A 24,541-nucleotide genomic window follows, 5' to 3' on the forward strand; every position below is an offset into this window, starting at 1 on the left:
TGTCCCTCCGGGCTCTTGCCCGTTCGCGGTCTATCAGAGGCCCTGGCCGGGCTTCACGTCCTTCATCTCCAGCGCCTTGGCCGGATCGCGGTACATCTGCGCCAGGATGTCCTGGCGCTTCACGTCCTTGCGGTGCCGCATCGTCAGCACGATCGCGCCGATCATCGCTACAAGCAGCACGAGGCCCGCGAGCTGGAACAGCAGGATGTAGCGATCATAGATCAGCAGGCCGAGAAGCTGGGTGTTCTCCACGTCGAGGACGAAGGGCGCGGCGAGGCGCTCGTCATAGCCCTCGGAGTAGTCCCAGACGCCGAAGGCCAGCGCCAGCTGCATCAGCAGAACGACGCCGATCAGCAGCGCCAGCGGCATGTATTTCGCCATCTCCGCCTTCAGCTCGGCGAAATCGACATCGAGCATCATGACGACGAAGAGGAACAATACCGCGACGGCGCCGACATAGACGATCACCAGGAGGAGCGCCACGAATTCGGCACCGACGAGGATGAACAGCCCCGCCGAGCTCAGGAAGGCGAGGATCAGCCACAGCACCGAATGCACCGGGTTGCGGGCGATCACGGTGAACAGCCCGCCGACGATCGTCGACAGCGCGAAGAGATAGAAGATGATGGCGGCGGCGGTCATCGTGCGGTGTCCTTTCCGGTGTCCTCGCCCATGGCGTCGGTGGCAAGCTCCATCGCCTTGGTCATCGCGGGCACGCCGCCGAACATGCCCGCCTGGGCGATGGTCTCGGCGATTTCCTGTTTGGTGGCGCCCGCCTCGCGCGCATGGCGCACGGTGAGGCGGATCTGGCTTTCGGCCTGCGCGCCGAGGATGGTCAGACCGGTCAGCGTCAGCAGCAGCCGGGTCTTGGCGTCGAGCCCCTCGGGGTTGAGGGTGCGCCCCATGAACGCCTCCATCATCTCCTTGGGCATGGTCGGCCAGAGCTGCTCGAAGCCCTTCGGCGTGAAGCTCTCGAGCGCGGGATTCATCTGACGGGCCCAGTCCTGGCCCATCTTCATCATCTGCGCGAAGGGGTTCTGATCGGTCACGTCGTGATCCTCAGCGGTAGGGCGCGTCGAGCTCGAGGTTGCGCGCGATCTCGGCTTCCCAGCGGTCGCCATTCGCAAGCAGCTTCTCCTTGTCGTAGTAGAGCTCCTCGCGCGTCTCGGTCGAATATTCGAAATTCGGCCCCTCGACGATCGCATCCACCGGGCAGGCCTCTTGGCAGAAGCCGCAATAGATGCATTTCGTCATGTCGATGTCGTAGCGCGTGGTGCGGCGCGAGCCGTCCTCGCGCGGCTCGGCGTCGATGGTGATCGCCTGCGCGGGGCAGATCGCCTCGCACAGCTTGCAGGCAATGCAGCGCTCTTCGCCCGAAGGGTAGCGGCGCAGCGCGTGCTCGCCGCGGAACCGCGCCGAAAGCGGGCCTTTCTCATGCGGGTAGTTCACGGTCGCCTTGGAGCCGAAGAAGTACTTCAGCCCGAGCTTCATGCCCTTGGCGAAATCCTGCAGCAGGAAATACTTGGCGGCGCGGGTATAGTCGATCTGCGTCATGCTCAGACTCCCATGGGCCAGCGGGCCCAGAACCCGCCGAGGACTTCGAATTTCGCAAGGAAGCTAACGATCACGACCCAGGCGAGCGACAGCGGCAGGAACACCTTCCAGCCCAGCCGCATCAGCTGGTCGTAGCGGTAGCGCGGGGTGATCGCCTTCACCATCGCGAAGATGAGGAAGACGAAGAACATCTTGAGGACCATCCAGACCACGCCGTCGGGCAGGCCGGGGATGGGCGACAGCCAGCCGCCGAAGAACATCAGCGACACCAGCGCGCACATCAGCACGATGGCCACGTATTCGCCGATCATGAACAGCAGGAAGGGCGTGGAGGAATATTCCACCTGGTAGCCGGCGACGAGCTCGGATTCGGCTTCCGGCAGGTCGAAGGGCGGGCGGTTGGTCTCGGCCATGGCCGAGATCAGGAACAGGAACAGCATCGGGAAATGCGGCAGCCAGTACCAGTTGAACAGGCCGAAATCGCCATCCTGCGCCGCGACGATGGCGCCGAAGTTGAAGCTGCCCGTGGAGATGATCACGCCGACGATGATCAGGCCGATCGAGACCTCGTAGGAGATCATCTGCGCGGCCGAGCGCAGCGAGCCGAGGAAGGGATATTTCGAGTTCGAGGCCCAGCCGCCCATGATCACGCCATAGACCTCGAGCGAGGAGACGGCGAAGACGTAAAGCAGCGCCACGTTCAGATCCGCGAGCACCCAGCCATCGGCAAAGGGGATCACCGCCCAGGCGATCACCGCCATGACGAAGGAGATCATCGGCGCGAGGAAGAAGACCGAGCGGTCGGCGCCCGCGGGCACGACCACTTCCTTGACGATGTATTTCAGGAAATCGGCGAAGCTTTGCAGCATGCCGAAGGGGCCGACCACGTTGGGCCCGCGCCGCAGCTGCACCGCGGCCCAGACCTTGCGGTCCACGAGCAGCAGGAACGCCAATGCCACAAGGAGCGGCACGATCAGCAACAGAGACTGACCGAGGATCAGCAGCACGGCTCCGATGCTGGTTTCGGTGAAGAATTCGACCATGGTGCTTCCCTCAGACCGTCGGGATGCCGTTCAGTCCGCAGTTGAGAACGGTGACTTCGGCATCGATCGTGCGCAGCCCCTCAGGCAGGGCCGGCGAGATGGTGTAAACAGCATCGGCGCGCCAGTTTCCAGCCGATTCATCGAGCTGGGTCCGCACGTGCCGGGCAAATCCGTAGCCCCGGATCAGGGCGTATTGGGCGGCGGCGCACTCGGCATAGGCGATCACATCCTCCGCCCCGGCGCCGCCGCTCATCGCGACGTGAAAATTGACGAGGTCGCCGTCGAGCAGCCGCGTCTCCACGCCCTCATGCTTGAGAGCGCCCGCGCCCCCCCGGGCCGCCTCGGCCTGCGGGCCGCAGCCGGCGAGCAGGGCCGCGAGGGCCGCGAAGAGCGCGCCGCGCATCCTCACTCGGCCGCGATCTGCTGCTGCCGACGTGCGCGGGCCTTGCCCGCAAGCTCCCCCATCAGTTCGCTGGCGCGGGCGACGGGGTTGGTGAGGTAGTGCTCGGCGACGATGCTGTCGAAATCGCCCAAGCTCTCGTCGAGCGAGCCCAGCTCCAGCGGCTGCCACTCGTTCTCGGCCACCTCGTCGATCCGCGCCAGATGCGGATGCGCCTCGACCAGCTTCTGGCGCAGCTGCGCCAGGCTGTTCCAGGGCTGGGTCGCGTCGAGCTCGGCGGAAAGCGCGCGCAGGATGGCCCAGTTCTCCTTGGCCTGCCCCGGCGCGAAGCCCGCGCGCAGCGCCAGCTGCGGACGGCCCTCGGTGTTGACGAAGAGCCCCTGCTCCTCGACCCAGGCCGCCGCCGGCAGGATCAGGTCCGCGCGATGCGCGCCCCGGTCGCCATGGCTGCCCTGGTAGATCACGAAGGCCCCCGAGGGCAGCGCGATCTCGTCGGCGCCCATGTTGTAGATCACTTCCGCCCCCTCAAGCGCGGCCTCGACGCCGCCCTCGGTGGTGGCGCCGACATCCATCGCGCCGACGCGAGAGGCCGCCGAATGCAGCACCAGAAGCTTGCTCTTGGTGCGGTTGGCCAGCTCCATCGCATGGGCGAGCACCGCCTCGCCATCGGCGCCGGTCAGCGCCCCCTGCCCCACCACGACGACCGACGGCTCTTCGAGCACCGCGCCGAAATCATGGCCGAGCAGGTCGGACAGGGCCTTGCGCCCGGTGCCCGCGTGCTGCGCGTCATAGGTGAGATCGGCGGGCGTGCCGACATGGCCGACATTGGCGCCGGCGAGCCATGCCTTGCGGATGCGGGCGTTGAGCACCGGCGCCTCGATGGCGGGGTTGGTGCCGATCAGCATGATGTGCCTGGCGGTGTCGAGATCCTCGACCTTCGCGGTGCCGACATAGGCCGAGCGGTTGCCCGCGGGCAGCTTCGCCCCGTCGGTGCGGCACTCCACGACGCCGCCCTGCGCTTCGACCAGCTGCTTGAGCGCGAAGGCGGCCTCGACGGGGGCGAGATCGCCCACGAGACCGGCGACGCGCTTGCCCTTCATCGCGCGCGCGGCGGCGGCGAGCGCCTCGGGCCAGTCGGCTTTGCGCAGCTTGCCGTTCTCGCGGATATAGGGCGTGTCGAGCCGCTGACGCGCCAGACCGTCCCAGACGAAGCGCGCCTTGTCCGACAGCCATTCCTCGTTGGTGCCATCATGGTTGCGCGGCAGGATGCGCATGACCTTGCGGCCCTTGGTGTCCACCCGGATCGAGGAGCCGAGCGCGTCCATCACGTCGATGGTCTCGGTCTTGGTCAGCTCCCAGGGGCGGGCGTTGAAGGCGTAGGGCTTGGAGACCAGCGCGCCCACCGGGCACAGGTCGATGATGTTGCCCTGCAGGTTCGAATCGAGCGTCTGGCCGAGATAGGAGGTGATCTCCGCATCCTCGCCGCGCCCGGTCTGGCCCATCTGGGAGATCCCGGCCACCTCGGTGGTGAAGCGCACGCAGCGGGTGCAGGAGATGCAGCGCGTCATGTGCGTCTCGACCAGCGGGCCGAGATCGAGATCCTCGGTCGCGCGCTTGGGCTCGCGGAAGCGCGAGAAGTCGACGCCGTAGGCCATCGCCTGGTCCTGCAGGTCGCATTCGCCGCCCTGGTCGCAGATCGGGCAATCGAGCGGGTGGTTGATGAGCAGGAACTCCATCACCCCCTCGCGGGCCTTCTTGACCATCGGCGAATTGGTCCTGACCTGCGGCGGCGCGCCGTCCTGGCCGGGGCGCAGATCCTTGACCTGCATGGCGCAGGAGGCCGCCGGTTTCGGCGGGCCGCCCACGACCTCGACAAGACACATGCGGCAATTGCCGGCGATGGTCAGCCTCTCGTGATAGCAGAAACGGGGAATTTCGATCCCCGCGGTCTCGCAGGCCTGGATGAGCGTCATCGCCCCCGGCACTTCGATGACCTTTCCGTCGATGCTGACTTTGCGCAAATCGGACATGGCAGGCCGCCCCTTTCCTCGCGTCGGACGCATGCCCCCCTGTGGGGGCTGCGATCGAGGGGGGTTCTAGCGCGGCTCGTCCCATGATGCCAGACGCATCCATGCGCCGGATCGGGTAAAATTCGGGCCGCGGGCGGCAAAAGGGCCGCCGCCTGCGCCCGCGGCCCATGATCGCCCGCTCGGGCGGCTCACTTCAAGAGCGCGCCGATCTGGCTGCCTGCCGCCATCTCGGCCCGGCCCACGGCGCAGTAGCTTTCCCAATCGCCCTCGACCCCGCCCTTCTGGCGCAGACGCGCGCGCGCCTCGGCTTCGAGCCTGTCCTTCTCGGCCTCGTTATCGATGAAGGCCGCGACCTGCTCGCGGCTGTAGCCCAGTTCGAAGGCGTGGTTCCGAAGCGAGTTGAGATAGGCGATCCCGGTGAACCAGCGCGAGTCGATGCCGTCGCATTTGCGACCGATCTCATAGGCGATGGCGGTCGAGATCAGCCCCTCGCGGATCTTGGCATTGTCGCGCAGCGCCGGCAGCGCCGCGGTCGCGCCGGCGGCGATGGTGAAGCCGAGGATCAGCGCGGCGGTGCGCGCGATATGGGGGATGGTCATGAATGGTCTCTCCGGTCGGGCCGGTTGCGGCTGCTCGTGCCACCGCTCCGGCGCTTCTGGACAAGACCTTGGACCCGGAGGCCCGATATTCAATATCACGCTGTGGAGAGGCGGTTATCCGCGGCGGATCGCCGCCGGTTCAGCCCCGTGTTCAGCCCCGTGTACCGCCCTCGGCCTGCTCGGCCTCCTCGCGCTTCATCTCGGCGGGGGTTTCGCCCTTGGCATGGGCGAGGCGCTTTTCGACCCAGGGCACCGCCACATAGGAGATCAGCGGCACGGTGAAGGCGGTGGAGATCAGGATCTCCAGCCACAAGGGCACGCCCGGCGCGAGCCACGAGAACAGGTAACTCGACACCAGCACCGCCGGATAGACCGCGAGCCAGACGCCGAAATTCTTCAGCGCCTGGTCGCGCCAGCTCATTGCGCGGCGATGGTCGCGGCGACGCCGCGCCCCTTGATCCGGTCCTCGATCTCGTCGCGGAAGTTGCGAATGAGGCCCTGGATCGGCCAGGCGGCGGCGTCACCCAGCGCGCAGATCGTGTGGCCCTCGACCTGCTTGGTCACGTCGAGCAGCATCTCGATCTCCTCGACCGCCGCGTCGCCGCGCACCATCCGCTCCAGCACCCGCATCATCCAGCCGGTGCCCTCGCGGCACGGCGTGCACTGGCCGCAGCTCTCGTGCTTGTAGAATTTCGACAGCCGCCAGATCGCCTTCACCATGTCGGTCGACTGGTCCATCACGATGACGGCGGCGGTGCCGAGGCCCGAACGCTGCTCGCGCAGCCAGTCGAAATCCATGATCGCGTCTTCCATGGTCTCGGCGCGCAGCACCGGCACCGAGGAGCCGCCCGGAATCACCCCCTTGAGGTTCTTCCAGCCGCCGCGGATGCCGCCGCAATGCTTGTCGATCAGCTCCTTGAAGGAGATCGACATCTCCTCCTCGACCACGCAGGGCTTGTTGACGTGGCCCGAGATGGCGAAGAGCTTGGTGCCGGTGTTGTTGGGCCGCCCGAAACCCGCGAACCACTCCGCGCCGCGGCGCAGGATCGTCGGCGCGACGGCGATGGATTCGACGTTGTTCACCGTGGTCGGGCAGCCATAGAGGCCCGCCCCCGCCGGAAATGGCGGCTTCATGCGCGGCATGCCCTTCTTGCCTTCGAGCGATTCGAGCAGCGCGGTTTCCTCGCCGCAGATATAGGCGCCCGCGCCGTGATGCAGGTAGAGATCGAAATCCCAGCCCGACCCGGCGGCATTGCGGCCCAGAAGGCCCGCATCGTAGCACTCGTCGATCGCCGCCTGCAGCGCCTCGCGCTCGCGGATGTATTCGCCGCGCAGGTAGATGTAGCTCGCATGCGCGTTCATCGCGAAGGAGGCGATCAGGCAGCCCTCGATCAGCGTGTGCGGATCATGGCGCATGATCTCGCGGTCCTTGCAGGTCCCGGGCTCGGATTCGTCGGCATTGACGACGAGATAGGCGGGCCGCCCGTCGCTTTCCTTGGGCATGAAGGACCATTTCAGACCGGTCGGAAAGCCCGCCCCGCCCCGGCCGCGCAGCCCCGACGCCTTCATCTGCTCGACGATCCAGTCGCGGCCCTTCTTGATGATGTCGCCGGTGCCATCCCAGTGGCCGCGCGCCCGCGCGCCCTTCAGCGTGCGGTCGTGCATCCCGTAGATGTTGGTGAAAATGCGGTCCTGATCCTTGAGCATCGGCTCACCTTTCGTCGTCCCGGCGCGCGCGCCAGGTTTGATATGTCATCCACAGACCCATGACGAACCCGGCAAGGGCCATCAGGTCGAACAATCCGCGCCAGCGCATCGGCAGATCGAGCGCGTTGCCCGCAAACACCGCGATCACCCAGAACACGCCCGTCCCGGCCAGCACCAGTGCCGCCTTGCGTCCCGCGGCACCGCTCATGGCTTGCCCGTCAGCTCTCTGGCCTGGCCGATCCAGTCGTCGCGCAGGATCCGGCCCTTGAAGCCTTCGAGATGGTCGTCGATCCAGGCGGCCTCGCCTTCGGACCACGAGGCGATCTGGTCGAGATGCCAGACGCCGAGCCGGTTGAGCTGGTCCTCGAGCTTGGGCCCCACGCCGCGCAGGCGCTTGAGATCGTCGGCCTCGCCGCGCGGCGCGTCGAGCAGTTCGGGCGTCTCGCGCAGATCGGCGGCGACGCCGTCGGGCATGTCGGGCGAAACGGTCTCGGGGCGCGCCGCGGCCCGGTCGAGCGCCTCGGTCCGCGCGACCTCCTCGCCGAGATCGCCGGAGCCGTCCTTATCGGGCGCATCGCCGGTCGTGGAACCGGTCTCATCGCCGGAGGTCGCATCCGTGTCATCGCCAAGCACGGCGGTGTCGTTCAACCGCGCTTCGTCTTTCGCGGGCGCGCTTTCGCTCCGGGCCGCACGCCCCCCGGTATCGGCACTGGCCGCATCGGAAAGCGGAGCCGGATCGGCAGCGGCGTCGGTCACGGCCTTCTCCCGCTCCGGCGTCTTAGGCTCGCCCGCGGCTTCGGCTTCGGCCTCCATGCCCGGGCAGACCAGCGCCATGACGATGAGCGCCGCCGCGACCGCGAGCAGCGCCGCGATCAGGAGCGAGGAAAACCAGCCCCGCGCGCCGAGCGCCAGCACGATCCACAGCGCGACGCCGCCCAGGGCAGCGACGCCGATGGTGATGGTCCGACAATTGCTCATGCCGCGTCCTCCGAGTGGCCGGGGCCGATCGCCCCGCCCTTCGTCATAGGACGGATCGACGCCGAATCAAACGGATGCGCGGGCCATGCAAACCCGCCTCCTCGCCGCTCATATCCGATCGCCGCTCCGAGCATCACTCGTCTTTCGGCCGCTTCGGCGTCTTGTCGTCCTTGGCCGGATCGCCGGGCTCCTGGGTCCGGGGCGCGTTGTAGACGCCGCCCGGCGCGACAGGATCGGCGGTGCCGGTCTTGTCTTCGGTCGTGTCGTCCGCGTCGGTCGCGGGCGCGGCCTCGCCCGAGGGTGCCACCGGCTTGCCGCCTTCGGGCGTCTCGTCGCCATCGACGGCGTTTTGCGGCTCCTCGGCGGGGAAATCGGCGGAGACGGGCTTGGCCGCGCTCGAGGCCGGGGCCTCCTGCTCGGTGACGCCAGAGGCGTCGGCCGGGCGGTCATGCGCGGGCTCGGGCTCCTTGGGGTCGCGCGGCGTCTCGATATCGTGGTCGTCCTGGCGCTGCCACGGCGTGGTCAGCGGCTCTTCGGTGCCGTCGATCCGCTTGATCGTGTCGCCCAGCTTCACCGCCAGCGCCACGGAAGCATTGTGCGGATCGCGATTCTCGGCGCCCTCGGTCAGCGAGGTCAGGTTGTCGAGCGGCTCGGAGGTGTAGCGGCCGTTCTGCGGGCCGGGCACCGGCACCTGTCCGGCAGCCATCTCGTCGATGATCTCCGACAGGCGCTCGGTGGTCAGATCCTCGTAGTAATCCTTGCCGATCTGGGCCATCGGCGCGTTGGCGCAGGCGCCGAGGCACTCGACCTCCTCCCACGAAAACCGCCCATCCGCCGAAAGCTCATGCGGCTTCTTGGCGATCTTCTCCTGGCAGACCTTCATCAGATCCTCGGAGCCGCACAGCATGCAAGACAGCGTGCCGCAGACCTGGATATGGGCGACCGAGCCCACCGGCTGCAGCTGGAACATGAAGTAGAAGGTCGCGACCTCGAGCGCCCGGATATAGGCGAGGTCGAGCATCCGCGCGACTTCCTCGATCGCGGGGCGCGAGAGCCAGCCTTCCTGCTCCTGGGCGCGCCACAGAAGCGGGATGATGGCGCTGGCCTGCCGCCCCTCGGGATACTTCGTGATCTGCGCCTCGGCCCAGGCCTGGTTGGCCGGGGTGAAGGCGAAGCTCTCGGGCTGTTCGGGGTGAAGTCTGCGCAGCATTCGCTCGTTCCGGTGTTCTGGGCGCCTCCCTCGCGGGCGGCGCGGATCATGTCAGGAGGGCCTCGGCCCTCAGATGCAGTTCGCGGTCAGCACCCGGATGGTGCCGTCATCGGTGACCTCGGCGCGGCCCTGCGCGGTCAGTTGGGGGCCAAGCTCCAGGAGCTGCTGCTGGGTCAGGTTGGCCTTGAGCAGCACCTGCGCGACGTTGTCGGCGGTGATGGCGCAGCCCTGCGCCTCGATCGCGGCGATCAGGCGCTCGGCGGGGGGACGCGGCGCGGCGGCGGGCGCGGAGGCGCTGGCGACCGAGCCGACGCGCCCCTGTGCCCCGAGATTGCCGATCTGCGCGCCGGCCGTGCAGGCCCCGAGCGCCCCGAGCCCCAAAAGGGCCACCGTCATCCGCATCGCCGTCATCCTGGAACGTCCCCGTCCTGTCTCGGGCCGGTGCTTCACCGGCCGGTTGCCTCGTCCGCGCCCTTAGCGGTCGACCTCGCCGAACACGATGTCCATCGTGCCGATGATCGCCGCCACGTCGGCCAGCTGGTGGCCCGAGGCCACGTGGTCCATCGCCTGCAGGTGCAGATAGCCCGGCGCGCGCAACTTGGCGCGGTAGGGCTTGTTGGAGCCATCGGCCACGAGATAGACGCCGAACTCGCCCTTGGGCGCCTCGACGGCGGCATAGACCTCGCCCGCGGGCACGTGAAAGCCCTCGGTGTAGAGCTTGAAGTGATGGATCAGCGCTTCCATCGAGGTCTTCATGTCCGTCCGCGTCGGCGGCGTGACCTTGCCACGGGCGAGGATGTCGCCCGGCTCGGCCCGCAGCTTCTCGATCGCCTGCCGGATGATCTTGATGCTCTCACGCATCTCGGCCATCCGCACGAGGTAACGGTCGTAGCAATCGCCGTTCTTGCCGACCGGGATCTGGAAGTCGAACTCGTCGTAGCACTCATAGGGCTGCGCGCGGCGCAGATCCCAGGCAAGGCCCGAGCCGCGCACCATGACGCCGGAAAAGCCCCAATCCTGGATCTCCTGCTCGCTCACCACGCCGATATCGGCGTTGCGCTGCTTGAAGATGCGGTTCTCGGTCAGGAGCCCGTCGATGTCGTCGAGCACGTTCGGGAAGGCGTGCGACCAGGTCTCGATGTCGTCGAGCAGCTCGGGCGGCAGGTCCTGATGCACGCCGCCGGGCCGGAAATAGGCCGCGTGCAGGCGCGCGCCACAGGCCCGCTCGTAGAACACCATCAGCTTCTCGCGCTCCTCGAAGCCCCAAAGCGGCGGGGTGAGCGCGCCGACGTCCATCGCCTGCGTGGTGACGTTCAGGAGATGCGACAGGATGCGGCCGATCTCGGAATAGAGCACGCGAATGAGCGAGGCGCGGCGCGGCACCGGCGTGCCGGTCAGCCGCTCGATGGCAAGGCACCAGGCATGCTCCTGGTTCATCGGCGCCACATAGTCGAGCCGGTCGAAATAGGGCAGGTTCTGCAGGTAGGTGCGGCTTTCCATCAGCTTCTCGGTGCCGCGGTGCAGCAGGCCGATATGCGGATCGCAGCGCTCGACGATCTCGCCGTCGAGCTCCAGCACGAGCCGCAGCACGCCATGCGCCGCCGGGTGCTGCGGCCCGAAGTTGATGTTGAAGTTGCGGATCTTCTGCTCGCCGGTCTTCGTGTCCTCGAAGCCCTTGGCGTTGATGGTCGTGCCGTCCATGGCTTACCCCTTCGCGCCCGCGTCGCCGGCCTTGTCGTCGCCGGGAAGCACGTATTGCGCCCCTTCCCAGGGGCTCATGAAATCGAACTGCCGGTATTCCTGCACGAGCTTCACGGGCTCGTAGACCACCCGCTTTTGCACCTCGTCGAAGCGGACCTCGGTGTAGCCCGTGGTCGGGAAGTCCTTGCGCAGCGGAAAGCCGCGGAAGCCGTAATCGGTCAGGATGCGGCGCAGGTCCGGATGGCCGGTGAAGATGATGCCGAACATGTCGAACACCTCGCGCTCGAACCAGTTGGACGAGGGGTGGATCTCGATGATCGAGGGCACCATCTCGTCCTCGCGCAGCTCGGCACGGATGCGGATGCGCTGGTTCTGGTACATCGACAGGAAGTGATAGACCACGTCGAAGCGCTTCTCGCGCCCCGGATAGTCCACCGCCGTGATGTCGATCAGCGTCGAGAAGCGGCAGGTCGGGTCGGTCTTGAGAAGCTCGACGAAACCGGGGATCGCCTCGGGCGTGATGGTGACGGTGAGCTCGCCGAAGGCGACCTCCCAGCCGGTCACGCAGTCGGGGCGCTTGGATTCGAGATGCGCGCCCAGGTCGTTCAGTGCCTCGCTCATGGCGATTCCCCCGAAAAATATGGTCTTGGCGGGCGCGAAGGCCCGCGGGGTGTCAGCGGACGATCGTGCCGGTGCGGCGGATCTTGCGCTGAAGCTGAAGGATTCCGTAGAGCAGCGCCTCGGCGGTCGGCGGGCAGCCGGGGACATAGACGTCCACGGGCACGATCCGGTCGCAGCCGCGCACCACCGAGTAGCTGTAGTGGTAGTAGCCACCGCCATTGGCGCAGGAGCCCATCGAGATCACGTAGCGCGGCTCGGGCATCTGGTCATAGACCTTCCTGAGCGCCGGGGCCATCTTGTTGGTCAGCGTGCCCGCGACGATCATCAGGTCGGACTGGCGCGGAGAGGCGCGCGGCGCGGTGCCGAAACGCTCGAGATCGTAGCGCGGCATCGAGGAATGCATCATCTCGACCGCGCAGCAGGCGAGGCCGAAGGTCATCCAGTGCAGGCTGCCGGTGCGCGCCCAGTTGATCATGTCCGCGGTCGAGGTGACGAGGAAGCCCTTGTCGGTCAGCTCGCGGTTGAGATTCTGCGTGGCGACCTCGCGGTCGGCCCCCGCGGTGTTGGCGCCGGTCATCACTCCCATTCGAGAGCTCCCTTCTTCCATTCATAGGCGAAACCGATGGTCAGCACGCCGAGGAACACCATCATCGACCAGAAGGCCATCATCGACACCTCGCCGAAGGCCACCGCCCACGGGAACAGGAAGGCCACTTCGAGATCGAAGATGATGAACAGGATCGAGACGAGGTAGAACCGCACGTCGAACTTCATCCGCGCGTCGTCGAAGGCGTTGAAGCCGCATTCATAGGCCGAGACCTTCTCGGGGTCGGGCCGGCGCACCGCCAGCACCACGGCGGCGAGGATCAGGATGGCGCCCAGGCCGATGGCCAGGCCGAGGAAAATCAGGATCGGAAGGTATTCCGCAAGAAGCAGTTCCACGTCGGGTCCTTTCGCGCGGGAGCTGTCGGTCGTTGCGCGATCCATAAACCCCGGTCGGGGAAGGGTCAACCGAGCCTTGGCACCCGGCGCGGGCGTCCGATGCGCGCGAAAAGGGGCTCAACCCGCCCCCCCCTGCTCGTGCAGCTCGTGCTTGAGCTGCTCCAGCTCGCGGTCGAGAAAATAGGAGATGAGCGAGCGGATGACCACCAGCAGGCCGAGAAACAGCAGATCCGCCATGGCGAGGCTGAGCGCGGTGTGGATGATGTCGGAGACGATGAACAGCTCCAGCCCGGCAAGGATGTAGCGCCCCAGCTCGATCCGCTCGCGGTTCATGCCCTGCACCCGCGTGGCGTTGTCGCGCCGGGTCTCGGCCCAGGCAACGCCCGCGATGAAGCGCAGCGCGCCGATCAGCAAGAGCGCGATGGCGCCGAGATCGATGATCGCCGCCGTCCAATCGAGCCCCTCGACCAGCCAGGCGAAGTGGTGATGCAGCACCCCGTCCTCTGCCCCGAAATTCCAGACGGACTCCATGCGCAGGCTCCTTTCCCTCCGGTCCCGGATACTGGCTCGCCCGCCCGGGCGGTCAAGCGCGGGAACCCCGGCGCGGGACCGGCGTTGGCCGCGCATGAGACATCTTCTTCGCCTGACGGCGCTCGCCCTCGCCCTTTTCCCCGCAACCTCGAAGGCCGAGGTGGTCGGCAAGGTCGGCGTCGACTGGGTCGGCAACGACGTGATCGTCGAAGCGATTCCCGATCCCAAGGTCGAGGGCGTGACCTGCCATATCGCCTATTTCGAACGCTCGATGATCGACCGGCTGAGCCAGGGCAACTGGTTCGAGGACCCGTCCAACGCCTCGATCGACTGCCGCCAGACCGGGCCGATCACGCTGGGCGACATAGACCGCTCGCGCGATGGCGAATCCGTGTTCCGCGAAAGCCGGTCGATCATCCTCAAGACGATCCGCATCAGCCGCATCTACGACGAGACCAATCAGGTGCTGATCTATCTCGCCCATGGCAGCGAGCTGACGCAGGGCTCGGCCAAGATGTCGCTCTCGACCATCCCGCTCTACGACACCGACGCGGCGCAATGACGCCCCGCGGGATCGTCAGCCCAGCGCCCGCACCGCCTCGACCAGCTCGTCGTAATGCCCGATCAGCGCCTCGGGGTGCAGGTCGGCGGTGCGGTGGCCATTGGGGCCGAACCGCACGAGGATCGACGGCACCCCCGCCGCCCGCGCGGTGATGCGGTCGGTCTCGGTGTCGCCCACCAGCACGCAATGCGCCGGATCGCCGCCGGCGCGGCGCACCGTCTCGCGCAGGCATTCGGGGTCGGGCTTGCGCATCTTCAGCGTGTCGGCCCCGACGAGGCAGACGAAATGCTCGCGCACGCCGAGCCGGGCCAGAAGCTTTTCGGCCAGCGCCTCGGGCTTGTTGGTGCAGATTGCCACCGGGTGGCCGAGCGCCTTCAATTCCGCGATCGCCTCCATCGCGCCGGGAAACAGCGTCGAATGCCGGTCGATCTCTTCCTCGTAATAGGCGAGCAGCCGCGGATATTGCCGGTCGACCTCGGCCTCCTCGACCTCCCCCACCCGGCTCAGCCCCAGCCGCAGCATGGCCCGCGCGCCATGCATCGCGGTCGCCGCATCCTCGCGCGGGTCGAGCAGCGGGCCGAGGCCGAGATCGTCGAAGCAGCGGTTGGCGGCGGCGATCAGGTCGCCGCTGGTCTCGGCGAGGGTGCCGTCGAGGTCGAAGATCACGGCGCGCATGGGCGGCTCCCTTGTAATAATGCGTAGCGGTAATTGATGGGCCCATAGGCTTGTGCCCCATGATGCGGCTAGTAGAAGGCGGATCAAGCAACAAGAGGGGCAGTGATGAACACGGCACTGATCGTCCTGGCCGCGGGCCGGGGCACGCGGATGAACTCGGACCTGCCGAAGGTCCTGCACGAGATCGGCCAGTCGCCGCTTCTGCACCACGCTATGGCGGCGGGCATGGCGCTCGAGCCCGAGCGGATGATCGTCGTTGCCGGGCACGGGGCCGAGGCGGTCGAGCGCGCCGCGAGCCGCTTCGACGAAGGCATCGTCACCGTGCGCCAGGAGAGCCAGGACGGCACCGGCCATGCCGTGCAACAGGCCCGCGCGGCCTTGGAGGGCTTTTCGGGCGACGTGATCGTGCTTTATGGCGACACGCCCTTCATCCGGCCCGACACGCTGGAGGCGATGCTCGCGGCCCGCGCCCGCGCCGACGTGGTCGTGCTCGGCTTCGAGGCCGCCGATCCAGGCCGCTACGGTCGTCTCGTGACGACGGGCGACGCGCTCGATCGGATCGTCGAGTTCAAGGATGCCAATGAGGCCATCCGCGCCATCACCCTGTGCAATTCCGGCGTCATCGCCGCCGACCGCGACACGCTGTTCTCCCTGCTCGACCGGGTGTGCAACGACAACGCCTCCGGTGAATACTACCTCACTGACGTCGTCGGCCTCGCCCGCGAGGCGGGGCTTTCGGCCGAGGTGGTGCGCTGCGACGAGGCCGAGACGCTGGGCATCAACACCCGCGCCGAGCTGGCCGCCGCCGAAGCCGCCTTCCAGACGCGCATCCGCCGCGAGGTCATGGAGGACGGCGTCACCCTGCCCGCGCCCGAAACCGTCACCTTCGCGCGCGACACGGCGGTGGGCCGCGACACGGTGATCGAGCCCAACGTCGTGTTCGGCCCCGGCGTGACGATCGAGAGCGGCGCGAAGATCCGCGCCTTTTCGCATCTCGAAGGCTGCCACGTCTCGCGCGGGGCCACCGTCGGCCCCTTCGCCCGGCTGCGCCCCGGTGCCGAGCTGGCCGAGGAGGTACATGTCGGCAATTTCGTCGAGATCAAGAACGCGCAGATCGGCACCGGCGCCAAGGTCAATCACCTGACCTATCTGGGCGACGCCGATATCGGCGCGGGCAGCAATGTCGGCGCGGGCACCATCACCTGCAACTATGACGGCGTGTTCAAGCACCGCACCACCGTGGGCCGCGACGCCTTCATCGGCTCCAACACCATGCTGGTGGCGCCGGTGACTCTGGGCGACGGCGCGATGACGGCCACGGGCACGGTGGTGACCCACAACGTGCCCGCGGGCGACATGGCCGTGGGCCGGACGAAACAGACCAACAAGCCGGGCTTCGCGACCCGCTTCTTCGACAAGCTGCGCGCCGCCAAGGCCGCCAAGAGCAAGGACAACTGAGATGTGCGGAATCGTAGGCGTCCTGGGCACGCATGAAGCGGCCCCCCTGCTGGTCGAAGCACTCGGTCGGCTCGAATATCGCGGCTATGACAGCGCCGGCATCGCCACGCTGGACGAGGGCCGCTTGGGCCGCCGCCGCGCGGTGGGCAAGCTGGTGAACCTGTCGGACAGGCTGGTGCACGAGCCGCTGCGCGGTCTCGCGGGCATCGGCCACACCCGCTGGGCCACCCATGGCGCGCCGACCGAGGCCAACGCGCATCCGCATGCGGGCGCGCGGGTCGCCGTCGTCCATAACGGCATCATCGAGAACTACCGCGAGCTGCGCGAGGAACTGGCCGCCCGCGGCATCGGCACCAGCACCGACACCGACACCGAGACGGTGGCGCTCATCTGCCAGCTCCACCTCGACCAGCGGATGCCCCCGCGCGAGGCCGCCGCCGCGACCATCGCCAAGCTGGAAGGCGCCTACGCGCTGTGCTTCTTGTTCGAGGACGAGCCCGACCTGCTGATCGCCGCGCGCAAGGGCAGCCCGCTGGCCATCGGCCATGGCGAGGGCGAGATGTTCGTAGGCTCCGACGCCATCGCGCTCGGCAACCTGACCGACCGGATCACCTATCTCGAAGAGGGCGACCGCGCCGAGATCACCCGCGCGGGCGCCGTGATCTTCGACGCGCAGGGCCACGAGGTCTCGCGCCCCGAGAAGCGCATCGCCCAGGCGAGCGCGCAGGTCGACAAGGCCGGGCACAAGCACTTCATGGCCAAGGAGATCGCCGAACAGCCGCGCGTTCTGGCCGCCGCATTGGGGCACTACCTGACGCCCGAGGGCACGATCGCCCTGCCCGAGCCGGGCATCGACTTCACCGCCATCGACCGGCTGACGCTGGTGGCCTGCGGCACCGCCTTCTACGCCTGCAACGTCGCGAAATACTGGTTCGAGCAGGTCGCGCGCCTGCCGGTCGAGATCGACGTGGCCTCCGAGTTCCGCTACCGCGAGCCGCCCGTCCCGGCCCGCTCCGCCGCGCTCTTCGTCAGCCAGTCGGGCGAGACCGCCGACACGCTGGCGGCGCTGCGCTACGCCAAGGGACAGGGCGCGCAGATCCTCTCGGTGGTCAACGTCACCGAGAGCTCGATCGCGCGCGACAGCGACATCGCCCTGCCGATCCTCGCGGGCGCCGAGATCGGCGTCGCCTCGACCAAGGCCTTCACCTGCCAGCTTCTCGTGCTCGGCGCGCTGGCGCTCGAGGCCGCCCGCCAGCGTGGCACGATCGACGAGGCGGAGCTGGCCGCGCATCTTCAGGGCCTGCGCGAACTCCCCGGGCTGATCGACCAGGGGCTGAGCATCGAGGCCGAGTGCCAGCGCGTCTCGCGCGGTCTCGCCGAGGCGCGCGACATCCTGTTCCTCGGCCGGGGCCGGATGTACCCCCTCGCGCTCGAAGGCGCGCTGAAGCTCAAGGAAATCAGCTACATCCACGCCGAAGCTTACGCGTCGGGCGAGCTCAAGCACGGCCCCATCGCGCTGGTCGACGAGCATGTGCCGGTGATCGTCATGGCGCCGCATGACGAGCTGTTCGACAAGACCGTGTCGAACATGCAGGAGGTGATGGCGCGCGGCGGAAAGGTGCTGCTGATCACCGATGCCAAGGGCGCGCGCATCGCGGGCGAGGGCACATGGGAGGTGATCACCCTGCCCGAGATCGACCCGCTCTGGGCGCCGATCCTCTACGCGGTCCCCGCTCAGCTGCTCGCCTATCACACGGCGGTGGCCAAAGGCACCGACGTGGATCAGCCGAGGAACCTCGCCAAATCCGTCACCGTCGAGTGACATGAGAAAGGGGGGCGCCATGCCCCCCTTTCACCCTTTGCGACATGCGGATCGCTCAGCCGCGATAGACCGTCAGCTCCGGCAGGTCGGTCAGCGGCACTTCGAGAAGCCGCATCGCCGGCAGGCTGATCTCGCTGCCCGACCCGGCCGCCCCGCCCGAGGGGCGCAGCTCCAGCTTGACCGACTTGCCATTCGCCGCCTCGACCCGGCCCTGGCTCACGCTGCTGACCAGCGGCGTCTCGATCCACAGCCCCGGATCGGCGGGAGAGCCCAGCGAGGCCACCGTGGTGCCCAGCGCCTGCTCGCCCGCGGGCTCCGGCGCGGCGGTGGCGGCGGCGCGCTGCTCGGGCGTCGTGGTGTCGAGCGCCTCGGCGCTGGCGGCGGCGGGCGGCGGCGGCGGCGCAGCCTGCACCGCGGGTTGCGGCGCGGTCGATGCGCTCGGCGCGGCGCTCGGAGCCGGGGCGTCGACGGGGGCGCTGGCCTGCTGCACTTCGGCACAAGCCGAGAGAAGCGCAAGCGCGGTGAGGGCGGAGGGGAGAATGAGGCGTGTCATGCGCCGGAGCATAGCGGTGCGACCTCCTCCGGCAAGAGCGCCGATCCAGCCTTGCGGACAATGATGGCCCCGGCGATGGCCCCGGCGCCGGGATCGCGGGCAGGTCGCTTGCCAACATACCGCCCCGCCCCTACCTTGCGGCCATGACAGTCGCACCCGTTCCCCCCCCCGCAGCGCCCCTGATCGATCCCTTCGCGAGGGCGATCCGTTACCTGCGGGTTTCGGTCACCGATCGCTGCGATTTTCGCTGCGTCTACTGCATGTCCGAAAAGATGCAGTTCCTGCCCAAGAAGGAGCTGCTGACGCTCGAAGAGCTCGACCGGCTCTGCTCCTCCTTCATCCGGCTCGGTGTGGAAAAGCTGCGCATCACCGGCGGCGAGCCGTTGGTGCGGCGCAACATCATGGAATTCTTCCGCGCCATGACGCGGCATCTCGACAGCGGCGCGCTGAAAGAGCTGACGCTGACCACCAATGGCAGCCAGCTCGGCAAATACGCCGAAGAGCTCTACGCCGCCGGCGTGCGCCGGGTGAACGTCTCGCTCGACACGCTCGACGAGGAGAAATTCGCCCGCGTCACCCGCTGGGGCCGCCTGCCGCAGGTCCTCGACGGCATCGACGCCGCCCGCGCCGCAGGGCTCAAGGTCAAGATCAACACCGTCGCGCTCAAGGGCTTCAACGAGGACGAGCTGTTCACGCTCACCGAGTTCTGCGCCGCGCGCGACATGGACCTGACCTTCATCGAGGTCATGCCGATGGGCGATATCGGCAACGAGGACCGGATCGGCCAGTACTGGAACCTGATGGAGCTGCGCCACAGCCTCGGGGAACGCTACAGCCTGCACGACCTGCCCGACCGCACCGGCGGGCCCGCGCGCTACGTCCGCCTCGGCGAAACGCGCCAGCGCGTCGGCTTCATCACCCCGATGAGCCATAATTTCTGCGAAAGCTGCAACCGCGTGCGCGTCACCTGCACCGGCGAGATCTACACATGCCTCGGGCAGGAGGGGCATTCCGACCTGCGCGGCCCCTTGCGCGAAAGCGAGAGCGATGCCGGGCTGGAGCGCGCGATCCGCGCCGCCATCGCGCTCAAGCCCGAGGGGCATGATTTCGATTACGACCGGCAGGAGGTTTCGGGCCGGGTCAGCCGTCACATGAGCCACACCGGGGGATGAGCGCCGCGCCATGGCCGCTGCGGCTCTGGTTCGGCGGGTCGCGGGCGCTGCCGCGCATGGCCGAGATCGCGCTGGCGCGGCGGGTGCATCGCGGCCAGAACTCAGCTCCAGCCCGCCTGAGCGAGCGGCTGGGCCGCGCCACGCTCGACCGCCCCCAAGGCCCGCTCGTCTGGATCAACGCCGCCTCGGTGGGCGAGGTCGCCTCCATTGCCGATCTCGCGCGCGACCTGATGGCCGAGGGTTTTACCGTTCTCGTGACTACCACCACCACGACGGGCGGCGCCCGCGCCCGGCGGATCGAAGGCGCGCTGCACCAGTACCAGCCGCTCGACACCGCCCGCGCGACGCGGGCCTTCCTCGATCACTGGCGGCCCGACCTCGCCTGCTTCGTCGAGGGCGATCTCTGGCCCCGGCTGCTGGCGGAGACCGGCGCGCGGGATGTGCCGCTGGCGCTGCTCAACGCCCGGCCCTCGAAATCGCGCGCCCGCGCGCCCCGGCTCAATGCCGCGCTTCTGTCGCGCTTCGATCTCGTCACCGCGCAGTCGGAGGCGGTGCGCGCGGAAATCCTGTCGCTCGGGCTCGATCCCGCGCGCGTTCTGGCGCCCGGCGATCTCAAATCCGCGGCCAGCCCCCTGCCCGCCGATCCGGCGCGCCTCGCCCTGCTCGAAGCGGATCTCGCGGGCGCGCCGCTCTGGGCCGCCGTCTCGACCCATGCCGAGGACGAGCGCGAGGTGATCGCGGCGCATCTCGCCGCGCGCGCGGCGCAGCCGGGGCTGCGGCTGATCCTCGCCCCGCGCCACCCCGACCGCGCCCCGATGGTGGAGCATGCGCTGCGCGAGGCCGGGTTCGGCGTGGCGCGCGGCGAAAGGCCCGGCGATGCCGAGGTCTGGCTCGTCGACCGCATGGGCGAGACGGGGGCGATCTTTCGCCTCGCGCCGCTCGTCTTTCTCGGCGGCTCATTCGGCCCGCAGGGCGGGCACAACCCATGGGAGGCCGCCACGCTTGGCGCGGCGCTGCTGCACGGCCCGCGCGTCAGCAACGCCGCCGGGGCCTATGCCACGCTCGACGAAACGGGCGCCGCGCGCGAGGTCGCGGATGGGGCGGCGCTGGGCCATGCCATAGCCGCGCTGATCGGCACGCCAGAGATCGACGCGATGCGCGCGGCGGCGCGAAAGATCATGGCGGATCGCGGGCAGGCACGCCCCGCCACGCTGGAGGCGCTGCGCGCGCTCATGACCGCGCGGCTTGCACCCGGCCATACATCCTCTAAGGCGGCCCCATGACATTGCGCGCCGTGATCCTGAACGACACCTCCACCCGCTACCACCATGGCTGCGCCCGGGTGATGCGGCTTCTGGCCGAGGGGCTGGAGCGGCACGGGCTGAGCGTCACCGCCCGCAGCCCCGCCCGGCACGACTGGGCCGCCGATGAGGGGTTTCTCGACGCGATGCGCGCGGCGCAGGTCATCGTCGTCAATGGCGAGGGGACGCTGCATCACGGCCGTCCGGCGGGGGCGCGGCTGCTGGAGGTGGCCGGTCATCCCGCGCGCGGCGCCACGCCGCTCGCGCTCGTCAACGCGCTTTGGCAGGACAACCCCGAAAGCTGGTCCGCGCCGCTCTCGCGCTTCGATCTCATCGCCGCGCGTGACAGTGAAAGCGCGCGCGCCATGGCCGGGGCGGCAGGCAGGGACGCGCGCTGGCTGCCCGATCTTTCGCTCTCGGCCCCGGCGCATGTCGCGCCCCTGCCCCGTCACGGCGTGATCGTCGGCGACAGCGTGAAGCCCGGCCCGCGCCGGGTGCTGGGCCGCGCCGCCACCCGGCTCGACGCGGCCACGCTCGTCCCGACCAAGACCCTGAATGGCGGGCCGTGGCGCTTTGCCCCCGCCCGCGCGGCGCTGGCGGCGGCGTGGTATGGCGGGCTGGGCCTGCCTGCGCTCGAAATGCCCGCGACCGAGGCCGCCTATCTCGACCGCATCGCCCGCGCGCGGCTGCACCTCACTGGGCGGTTTCACGCGGTCTGCCTGTCGATGCTGACCGAAACGCCCTTTCTGGCGCTCGGCTCCAACGCCTCCAAGATCGAGCGGCTGCTGGCGGATGCGGGTCTCGGCCCGTCGCGGCTGCTGCCACCCGAGGCGCTGGCAGAGCCGCCGGGCGAAGCGCCCTTTACCGAGGACGAAGTGCAGGCGATCCGGCGGTTTCGCGAAATGGCGCAGGACCGCGCCGAGGCGCTCTTCGCCGATATCGCGGCATTGGCGCGGAGGAACGCATGAACCGGATTCTCTTCGAGATCGCCAAGCGCCGCGGCGACGAGGCACGGCTGGCGCGGCTCGGCCTTCCCGAAAAGGCGCTTTCGGACCGCCTTCGGGGGCGAAGCGTCGCGCTTGTCGGCAATGCACGCTCGCTGTCGGAAAAGGCGCAGGGGGCAGAGATCGACGCCGCCGATATCGTGATCCGGCTCAACGCCGCGCCGATGCCCTCGTCGGCCTCGCATGGCACGCGCACCGACTGGCTCGCCATCTCGACGCCCGTGCCCGCCGAGACGATCGCGGAGCGGGCGCCGGAGCTGATCCTGTGGATGACGCCCAAGCGCCGCCGCCTGTCCTGGCGCATCGCGCGCGCGCCCGGCTTCGTGCTCTGGCCCGCCGCGCGCAACGCGGCGCTGGCCGAGCGGCTGGGCTCACGGCCCACCACCGGGGCGATGGCGATCGACCTGCTGGCGCGGTCGGACGCCGCGCGGATCCGGCTGCACGGCTTCGATTTCTTCCATTCGCTGTCGTTGTCGGGCGGGCGCGGTGCGGCGGATGTGCCGCATGACTTCGCCGCCGAGCGCGACTGGGTCGCCGGCCTCGTCGCCGCCGACCCGCGCCTCACCCTCGCCTGAGATCAGGCCGCCGGCATCCGCCGCTCGACGATGCCCGCCCACCACGAGCAGCCCGTCGGGATCGCCTCGTCGGAAAAGTCGTATTCGGGGTGATGCACCGAGGCCGTGTCGCCATTGCCCACGAGGATATAGGCGCCGGGCCGCTCTTCGAGCATGTAGGCGAAATCCTCGCCGCCCATGATCAGCGGCGCCTCGGCGCAATCGCCCGAGATCTCACGCGCCACCTCGGCCGCGAACTCGGTCTCGGCCCCGTGGTTGATCATCACCGGGTAGCCCTTGATGTAGTTGACCTTCGCCTCGGCCCCGTAGGCTTGCGCCGTCGTCTCGGCGATCGCGGTGAGCCGCTCCTGACCGAGCTTGCGCAGCTCGGGCGACATGGTGCGCACCGTGCCCTTCATGTGGACCCGCTGGGCGATCACGTTGAACGCCTTGGACGAGGTCTCGAAGGAGGTGACGGAGACCACGATCTGCTCGGTCGGGTCGGCGTTGCGGCTGGCGATGCTCTGCAGCGCCAGCACGACATGGCTCGCGACAAGCGTCGAATCGACCGTCTCATGCGGCTTGGCGGCATGGCCGCCGCGGCCCTCGATGGTGATCTCGAACTGGTCGGTCGAGGCGAAGAAGGCACCGGGCCGGATCGCGAACTGTCCCAGCGGGATGCCGGGCCAGTTGTGCATGCCATAGACCTCCTGGATGCCGAAGCGCTCCATCAGCCCGTCCTCGCACATCTCGCACCCGCCGCCGCCGCCCTCCTCGGCGGGCTGGAAGATGACGACCACCGTGCCGTCGAAATTGCGCGTCTCGGAGAGGTATTTCGCCGCCCCCAGGAGCATCGCGGTATGGCCGTCATGGCCGCAGGCATGCATCGCGCCGCTCGTCCTGGAGGCATAGGGCTTGCCGGTCTGCTCGTGGATCGGCAGCGCGTCCATGTCGGCCCTGAGCCCGATCACCTTGCCCGAACCGGTCTCCTTGCCGCGGATCACGCCGACCACGCCGGTCCGGCCCAGCCCCTCGACCACCTCGTCGCAGCCGAAGGCGCGCAGCTTCTCGGCCACCAGCGCCGAGGTGCGATGCGTCTCGTAGAGGATTTCGGGGTTCTCGTGCAGGTCGCGCCGCCACTCGGTGATCTCGGGGAGAAGCTCGGCGAAGCGGTTCTTGATCGGCATGACGGGTCCTTCGAAAGGCAGAATGTCGGGTGCGGGCGGGAGAGTGCGCCCAAGCGGGCGCGGGTGCAAGCCGGCAGGGCGGCTTGCCGCGTCGTCAGGGACGCCAGTGTTCGGCCACCCAAGGGGTCGGCTTGATGTAGTGGCGCAGGTAGCGCAGGGGCCGGTCCTGCCGGGTTTTCGACATCAGCCCGCGCAGATGCGCCCCCGCGCTTTCGGGCGCATAGGGCGGATAATGCCCCTCGATGGCATGGGTGGGATGCAGCCCGCCGGGAAAGATCACGATGCGCGCCTCCGAAGGCAGCTTGGGCGCGGCGAGGTAATTGAGCGGGAACGGCCTGCGGCAATGCATGCGGAAATGCCGGACCCATGCCTTGGGAAACAGCTTCGCCCCGCCCGGCGCGTTGCGCGTCACGAAGCGCTGCTCGAAGCGGAACTCGTCGGCGATGCCCTGCGGGTCGGCGCGGAACCGCTCCTGCAGCGGCACCAGCTTGCCCACCGGAAAGCGGAACACGGAGGTCTGGCCGAGCTTTTCCAGGGGCGTGTTGGGGTTGCGCGACAGGATCACGTCTTCGGGGTCGCCATGGGTGAAGAAATCGTCGAGCGATCCGGTCACGACGAGATCGAGATCCATGAACAGGACCGGCCCGGTGAGGGAGCCGAGCTTCGGCCCCCAGAGCCGCGACTTGGGCCAGATGCCCTTGGAGTTCTTCGGCATCTCCACGTCGATCGGCGGCAGATCCTCGCACTGGACCTCTGGCCGGATGCCCTCGCGGGTGTCGGTGAAGCAGGTGAAGCTGAAGGGCGGCGTGATGTTGCGCGCGACCATGCCATAGAGCCGGTTGATGAAGGGCGCGCCGTATTTCGTGCCCCAATTGATGCAGATCACCTGCTTGATCATCACGCGCCTCCTCGGTTGCGGCCCCTTTCCCTAACGCGC

The 24,541-nt window shown here is 68.5% G+C and carries 29 protein-coding genes; 7 read left to right on the top strand and 22 right to left on the bottom strand.

Annotation, left to right across the window (positions count from 1 at the left end):
* Positions 1 to 33: 33 nt before the first annotated feature.
* From CJ301_RS02430 to CJ301_RS02515, 18 genes are all read right to left on the bottom strand, one after another.
* Entirely contained in the window at positions 34 to 642 is a 609-nt protein-coding gene (locus CJ301_RS02430; RefSeq protein WP_099273826.1) for an NADH-quinone oxidoreductase subunit J, read from the bottom strand.
* Entirely contained in the window at positions 639 to 1,049 is a 411-nt protein-coding gene (locus CJ301_RS02435; protein WP_099273828.1) for a carboxymuconolactone decarboxylase family protein, read from the bottom strand. Before CJ301_RS02435 ends, CJ301_RS02430 begins: the two co-directional genes overlap by 4 nt.
* Before the next feature lie 10 nt (positions 1,050 to 1,059).
* Positions 1,060 to 1,554, bottom strand: a complete 495-nt coding sequence (nuoI, locus tag CJ301_RS02440; protein ID WP_099273830.1) for an NADH-quinone oxidoreductase subunit NuoI — start codon at positions 1,552 to 1,554, stop codon at positions 1,060 to 1,062.
* Between the two features lie 2 nt (positions 1,555 to 1,556).
* Entirely contained in the window at positions 1,557 to 2,597 is a 1,041-nt protein-coding gene (nuoH, locus tag CJ301_RS02445; protein ID WP_099273832.1) for an NADH-quinone oxidoreductase subunit NuoH, read from the bottom strand.
* Between the two features lie 10 nt (positions 2,598 to 2,607).
* On the bottom strand, positions 2,608 to 3,000 hold the full coding sequence (locus CJ301_RS02450; RefSeq protein ID WP_099273835.1) for a hypothetical protein: 393 nt from the start codon (positions 2,998 to 3,000) through the stop codon (positions 2,608 to 2,610).
* Positions 3,001 to 3,002: 2 nt separating this feature from the next.
* Positions 3,003 to 5,027 (bottom strand): NADH-quinone oxidoreductase subunit NuoG, encoded by a 2,025-nt coding sequence (gene nuoG, locus CJ301_RS02455; RefSeq protein WP_099273837.1) that lies wholly within the window; start codon positions 5,025 to 5,027, stop codon positions 3,003 to 3,005.
* Positions 5,028 to 5,215: 188 nt separating this feature from the next.
* Complete coding sequence (locus CJ301_RS02460) at positions 5,216 to 5,626, bottom strand: DUF5333 domain-containing protein (protein ID WP_099273839.1); 411 nt, start codon at positions 5,624 to 5,626, stop codon at positions 5,216 to 5,218.
* Between the two features lie 151 nt (positions 5,627 to 5,777).
* On the bottom strand, positions 5,778 to 6,047 hold the full coding sequence (locus CJ301_RS02465) for a hypothetical protein (RefSeq protein WP_099273841.1): 270 nt from the start codon (positions 6,045 to 6,047) through the stop codon (positions 5,778 to 5,780).
* Positions 6,044 to 7,333, bottom strand: a complete 1,290-nt coding sequence (gene nuoF, locus CJ301_RS02470) for an NADH-quinone oxidoreductase subunit NuoF (RefSeq protein ID WP_099273843.1) — start codon at positions 7,331 to 7,333, stop codon at positions 6,044 to 6,046. Before nuoF ends, CJ301_RS02465 begins: the two co-directional genes overlap by 4 nt.
* Before the next feature lie 4 nt (positions 7,334 to 7,337).
* Complete coding sequence (locus CJ301_RS02475) at positions 7,338 to 7,541, bottom strand: DUF5337 domain-containing protein (protein WP_021693263.1); 204 nt, start codon at positions 7,539 to 7,541, stop codon at positions 7,338 to 7,340.
* The gene (locus CJ301_RS02480) at positions 7,538 to 8,311 is read right to left on the bottom strand and encodes a hypothetical protein (RefSeq protein WP_099273845.1); all 774 of its coding nucleotides are present in this window, start codon (positions 8,309 to 8,311) and stop codon (positions 7,538 to 7,540) included. The genes CJ301_RS02475 and CJ301_RS02480 overlap by 4 nt, the downstream gene beginning before the upstream one ends.
* Positions 8,312 to 8,444: 133 nt before the next feature.
* On the bottom strand, positions 8,445 to 9,521 hold the full coding sequence (nuoE, locus tag CJ301_RS02485; protein ID WP_099273847.1) for an NADH-quinone oxidoreductase subunit NuoE: 1,077 nt from the start codon (positions 9,519 to 9,521) through the stop codon (positions 8,445 to 8,447).
* Between the two features lie 69 nt (positions 9,522 to 9,590).
* A complete protein-coding gene (locus CJ301_RS18565) occupies positions 9,591 to 9,932 on the bottom strand; it encodes a hypothetical protein (protein ID WP_162620393.1) in 342 nt (113 codons plus the stop codon).
* A 63-nt stretch (positions 9,933 to 9,995) separates the two neighbouring features.
* Positions 9,996 to 11,222 (bottom strand): NADH-quinone oxidoreductase subunit D, encoded by a 1,227-nt coding sequence (locus CJ301_RS02495; RefSeq protein ID WP_099273849.1) that lies wholly within the window; start codon positions 11,220 to 11,222, stop codon positions 9,996 to 9,998.
* 3 nt (positions 11,223 to 11,225) lie between these two features.
* Positions 11,226 to 11,843 (bottom strand): NADH-quinone oxidoreductase subunit C, encoded by a 618-nt coding sequence (locus tag CJ301_RS02500; protein WP_099273851.1) that lies wholly within the window; start codon positions 11,841 to 11,843, stop codon positions 11,226 to 11,228.
* Positions 11,844 to 11,895: 52 nt separating this feature from the next.
* Positions 11,896 to 12,420: a NuoB/complex I 20 kDa subunit family protein gene (locus CJ301_RS02505; RefSeq protein WP_099274199.1), complete on the bottom strand. Its 525-nt coding sequence runs from the start codon at positions 12,418 to 12,420 to the stop codon at positions 11,896 to 11,898.
* Positions 12,420 to 12,785, bottom strand: coding sequence for an NADH-quinone oxidoreductase subunit A (locus CJ301_RS02510; protein ID WP_099273853.1), 366 nt, complete (start codon positions 12,783 to 12,785; stop codon positions 12,420 to 12,422). Before CJ301_RS02510 ends, CJ301_RS02505 begins: the two co-directional genes overlap by 1 nt.
* Positions 12,786 to 12,902: 117 nt before the next feature.
* On the bottom strand, positions 12,903 to 13,316 hold the full coding sequence (locus tag CJ301_RS02515) for a DUF1622 domain-containing protein (RefSeq protein WP_099273855.1): 414 nt from the start codon (positions 13,314 to 13,316) through the stop codon (positions 12,903 to 12,905).
* Between the two features lie 94 nt (positions 13,317 to 13,410).
* Between CJ301_RS02515 and CJ301_RS02520 the strand changes: the two genes are divergently transcribed.
* Positions 13,411 to 13,878 carry a CreA family protein gene (locus tag CJ301_RS02520; RefSeq protein ID WP_099273857.1) on the top strand — a complete coding sequence of 156 codons (468 nt, stop codon included), beginning with the start codon at positions 13,411 to 13,413 and terminating at the stop codon, positions 13,876 to 13,878.
* Between the two features lie 15 nt (positions 13,879 to 13,893).
* Here CJ301_RS02520 and CJ301_RS02525 read toward each other — a convergent pair whose 3' ends face one another.
* Entirely contained in the window at positions 13,894 to 14,553 is a 660-nt protein-coding gene (locus tag CJ301_RS02525; RefSeq protein ID WP_099273860.1) for an HAD-IA family hydrolase, read from the bottom strand.
* A gap of 105 nt (positions 14,554 to 14,658) precedes the next feature.
* On the opposite strand from CJ301_RS02525, the gene glmU reads away from it, so the two are divergent.
* On the top strand, positions 14,659 to 16,011 hold the full coding sequence (glmU, locus tag CJ301_RS02530; protein WP_099273862.1) for a bifunctional UDP-N-acetylglucosamine diphosphorylase/glucosamine-1-phosphate N-acetyltransferase GlmU: 1,353 nt from the start codon (positions 14,659 to 14,661) through the stop codon (positions 16,009 to 16,011).
* Position 16,012: 1 nt separating this feature from the next.
* Positions 16,013 to 17,833, top strand: a complete 1,821-nt coding sequence (glmS, locus tag CJ301_RS02535; protein WP_099273864.1) for a glutamine--fructose-6-phosphate transaminase (isomerizing) — start codon at positions 16,013 to 16,015, stop codon at positions 17,831 to 17,833.
* Positions 17,834 to 17,888: 55 nt separating this feature from the next.
* On the opposite strand, the gene CJ301_RS02540 is transcribed toward glmS, so the two are convergent.
* A complete protein-coding gene (locus tag CJ301_RS02540; RefSeq protein WP_254050041.1) occupies positions 17,889 to 18,386 on the bottom strand; it encodes a D-galactarate dehydratase in 498 nt (165 codons plus the stop codon).
* A 143-nt stretch (positions 18,387 to 18,529) separates the two neighbouring features.
* On the opposite strand from CJ301_RS02540, the gene moaA reads away from it, so the two are divergent.
* The 4 genes from moaA to CJ301_RS02560 are packed head-to-tail and all read left to right on the top strand — an operon-like array spanning position 18,530 to position 22,438.
* A complete protein-coding gene (gene moaA / locus CJ301_RS02545) occupies positions 18,530 to 19,558 on the top strand; it encodes a GTP 3',8-cyclase MoaA (protein ID WP_099273866.1) in 1,029 nt (342 codons plus the stop codon).
* Complete coding sequence (locus tag CJ301_RS02550; RefSeq protein WP_099273868.1) at positions 19,555 to 20,841, top strand: 3-deoxy-D-manno-octulosonic acid transferase; 1,287 nt, start codon at positions 19,555 to 19,557, stop codon at positions 20,839 to 20,841. Before moaA ends, CJ301_RS02550 begins: the two co-directional genes overlap by 4 nt.
* Positions 20,838 to 21,827 carry a polysaccharide pyruvyl transferase family protein gene (locus tag CJ301_RS02555; protein ID WP_099273870.1) on the top strand — a complete coding sequence of 330 codons (990 nt, stop codon included), beginning with the start codon at positions 20,838 to 20,840 and terminating at the stop codon, positions 21,825 to 21,827. The genes CJ301_RS02550 and CJ301_RS02555 overlap by 4 nt, the downstream gene beginning before the upstream one ends.
* Positions 21,824 to 22,438, top strand: a complete 615-nt coding sequence (locus CJ301_RS02560; RefSeq protein WP_099273872.1) for a glycosyltransferase family 29 protein — start codon at positions 21,824 to 21,826, stop codon at positions 22,436 to 22,438. Before CJ301_RS02555 ends, CJ301_RS02560 begins: the two co-directional genes overlap by 4 nt.
* 2 nt (positions 22,439 to 22,440) lie before the next feature.
* On the opposite strand, the gene CJ301_RS02565 is transcribed toward CJ301_RS02560, so the two are convergent.
* Both CJ301_RS02565 and CJ301_RS02570 read right to left on the bottom strand, forming a co-directional pair.
* A complete protein-coding gene (locus CJ301_RS02565; RefSeq protein WP_099273874.1) occupies positions 22,441 to 23,604 on the bottom strand; it encodes a M20 aminoacylase family protein in 1,164 nt (387 codons plus the stop codon).
* Between the two features lie 94 nt (positions 23,605 to 23,698).
* Complete coding sequence (locus tag CJ301_RS02570; RefSeq protein ID WP_099273876.1) at positions 23,699 to 24,502, bottom strand: glycosyl transferase; 804 nt, start codon at positions 24,500 to 24,502, stop codon at positions 23,699 to 23,701.
* Between the last annotated feature and the right edge of the window lie 39 nt (positions 24,503 to 24,541).

The sequence above is a fragment of the Limimaricola cinnabarinus genome, from assembly GCF_002723615.1.
In the GTDB taxonomy this organism is placed as follows: domain Bacteria; phylum Pseudomonadota; class Alphaproteobacteria; order Rhodobacterales; family Rhodobacteraceae; genus Limimaricola; species Limimaricola cinnabarinus_B.

What these genes read in the sequence shown, in the direction of transcription:
- CJ301_RS02430 (WP_099273826.1), bottom strand. Translation starts at nt 642, where the DNA reads ATGACCGCCGCCGCCATCATCTTCTATCTCTTCGCGCTGTCGACGATC.
- nuoI (WP_099273830.1), bottom strand. Translation starts at nt 1,554, where the DNA reads ATGACGCAGATCGACTATACCCGCGCCGCCAAGTATTTCCTGCTGCAG.
- nuoH (WP_099273832.1), bottom strand. Translation starts at nt 2,597, where the DNA reads ATGGTCGAATTCTTCACCGAAACCAGCATCGGAGCCGTGCTGCTGATC.
- CJ301_RS02450 (WP_099273835.1), bottom strand. Translation starts at nt 3,000, where the DNA reads ATGCGCGGCGCGCTCTTCGCGGCCCTCGCGGCCCTGCTCGCCGGCTGC.
- nuoG (WP_099273837.1), bottom strand. Translation starts at nt 5,027, where the DNA reads ATGTCCGATTTGCGCAAAGTCAGCATCGACGGAAAGGTCATCGAAGTG.
- CJ301_RS02460 (WP_099273839.1), bottom strand. Translation starts at nt 5,626, where the DNA reads ATGACCATCCCCCATATCGCGCGCACCGCCGCGCTGATCCTCGGCTTC.
- CJ301_RS02465 (WP_099273841.1), bottom strand. Translation starts at nt 6,047, where the DNA reads ATGAGCTGGCGCGACCAGGCGCTGAAGAATTTCGGCGTCTGGCTCGCG.
- nuoF (WP_099273843.1), bottom strand. Translation starts at nt 7,333, where the DNA reads ATGCTCAAGGATCAGGACCGCATTTTCACCAACATCTACGGGATGCAC.
- CJ301_RS02475 (WP_021693263.1), bottom strand. Translation starts at nt 7,541, where the DNA reads ATGAGCGGTGCCGCGGGACGCAAGGCGGCACTGGTGCTGGCCGGGACG.
- CJ301_RS02480 (WP_099273845.1), bottom strand. Translation starts at nt 8,311, where the DNA reads ATGAGCAATTGTCGGACCATCACCATCGGCGTCGCTGCCCTGGGCGGC.
- nuoE (WP_099273847.1), bottom strand. Translation starts at nt 9,521, where the DNA reads ATGCTGCGCAGACTTCACCCCGAACAGCCCGAGAGCTTCGCCTTCACC.
- CJ301_RS18565 (WP_162620393.1), bottom strand. Translation starts at nt 9,932, where the DNA reads ATGACGGCGATGCGGATGACGGTGGCCCTTTTGGGGCTCGGGGCGCTC.
- CJ301_RS02495 (WP_099273849.1), bottom strand. Translation starts at nt 11,222, where the DNA reads ATGGACGGCACGACCATCAACGCCAAGGGCTTCGAGGACACGAAGACC.
- CJ301_RS02500 (WP_099273851.1), bottom strand. Translation starts at nt 11,843, where the DNA reads ATGAGCGAGGCACTGAACGACCTGGGCGCGCATCTCGAATCCAAGCGC.
- CJ301_RS02505 (WP_099274199.1), bottom strand. Translation starts at nt 12,420, where the DNA reads ATGACCGGCGCCAACACCGCGGGGGCCGACCGCGAGGTCGCCACGCAG.
- CJ301_RS02515 (WP_099273855.1), bottom strand. Translation starts at nt 13,316, where the DNA reads ATGGAGTCCGTCTGGAATTTCGGGGCAGAGGACGGGGTGCTGCATCAC.
- CJ301_RS02520 (WP_099273857.1), top strand. Translation starts at nt 13,411, where the DNA reads ATGAGACATCTTCTTCGCCTGACGGCGCTCGCCCTCGCCCTTTTCCCC.
- CJ301_RS02525 (WP_099273860.1), bottom strand. Translation starts at nt 14,553, where the DNA reads ATGCGCGCCGTGATCTTCGACCTCGACGGCACCCTCGCCGAGACCAGC.
- glmU (WP_099273862.1), top strand. Translation starts at nt 14,659, where the DNA reads ATGAACACGGCACTGATCGTCCTGGCCGCGGGCCGGGGCACGCGGATG.
- glmS (WP_099273864.1), top strand. Translation starts at nt 16,013, where the DNA reads ATGTGCGGAATCGTAGGCGTCCTGGGCACGCATGAAGCGGCCCCCCTG.
- CJ301_RS02540 (WP_254050041.1), bottom strand. Translation starts at nt 18,386, where the DNA reads ATGACACGCCTCATTCTCCCCTCCGCCCTCACCGCGCTTGCGCTTCTC.
- moaA (WP_099273866.1), top strand. Translation starts at nt 18,530, where the DNA reads ATGACAGTCGCACCCGTTCCCCCCCCCGCAGCGCCCCTGATCGATCCC.
- CJ301_RS02550 (WP_099273868.1), top strand. Translation starts at nt 19,555, where the DNA reads ATGAGCGCCGCGCCATGGCCGCTGCGGCTCTGGTTCGGCGGGTCGCGG.
- CJ301_RS02555 (WP_099273870.1), top strand. Translation starts at nt 20,838, where the DNA reads ATGACATTGCGCGCCGTGATCCTGAACGACACCTCCACCCGCTACCAC.
- CJ301_RS02560 (WP_099273872.1), top strand. Translation starts at nt 21,824, where the DNA reads ATGAACCGGATTCTCTTCGAGATCGCCAAGCGCCGCGGCGACGAGGCA.
- CJ301_RS02565 (WP_099273874.1), bottom strand. Translation starts at nt 23,604, where the DNA reads ATGCCGATCAAGAACCGCTTCGCCGAGCTTCTCCCCGAGATCACCGAG.
- CJ301_RS02570 (WP_099273876.1), bottom strand. Translation starts at nt 24,502, where the DNA reads ATGATCAAGCAGGTGATCTGCATCAATTGGGGCACGAAATACGGCGCG.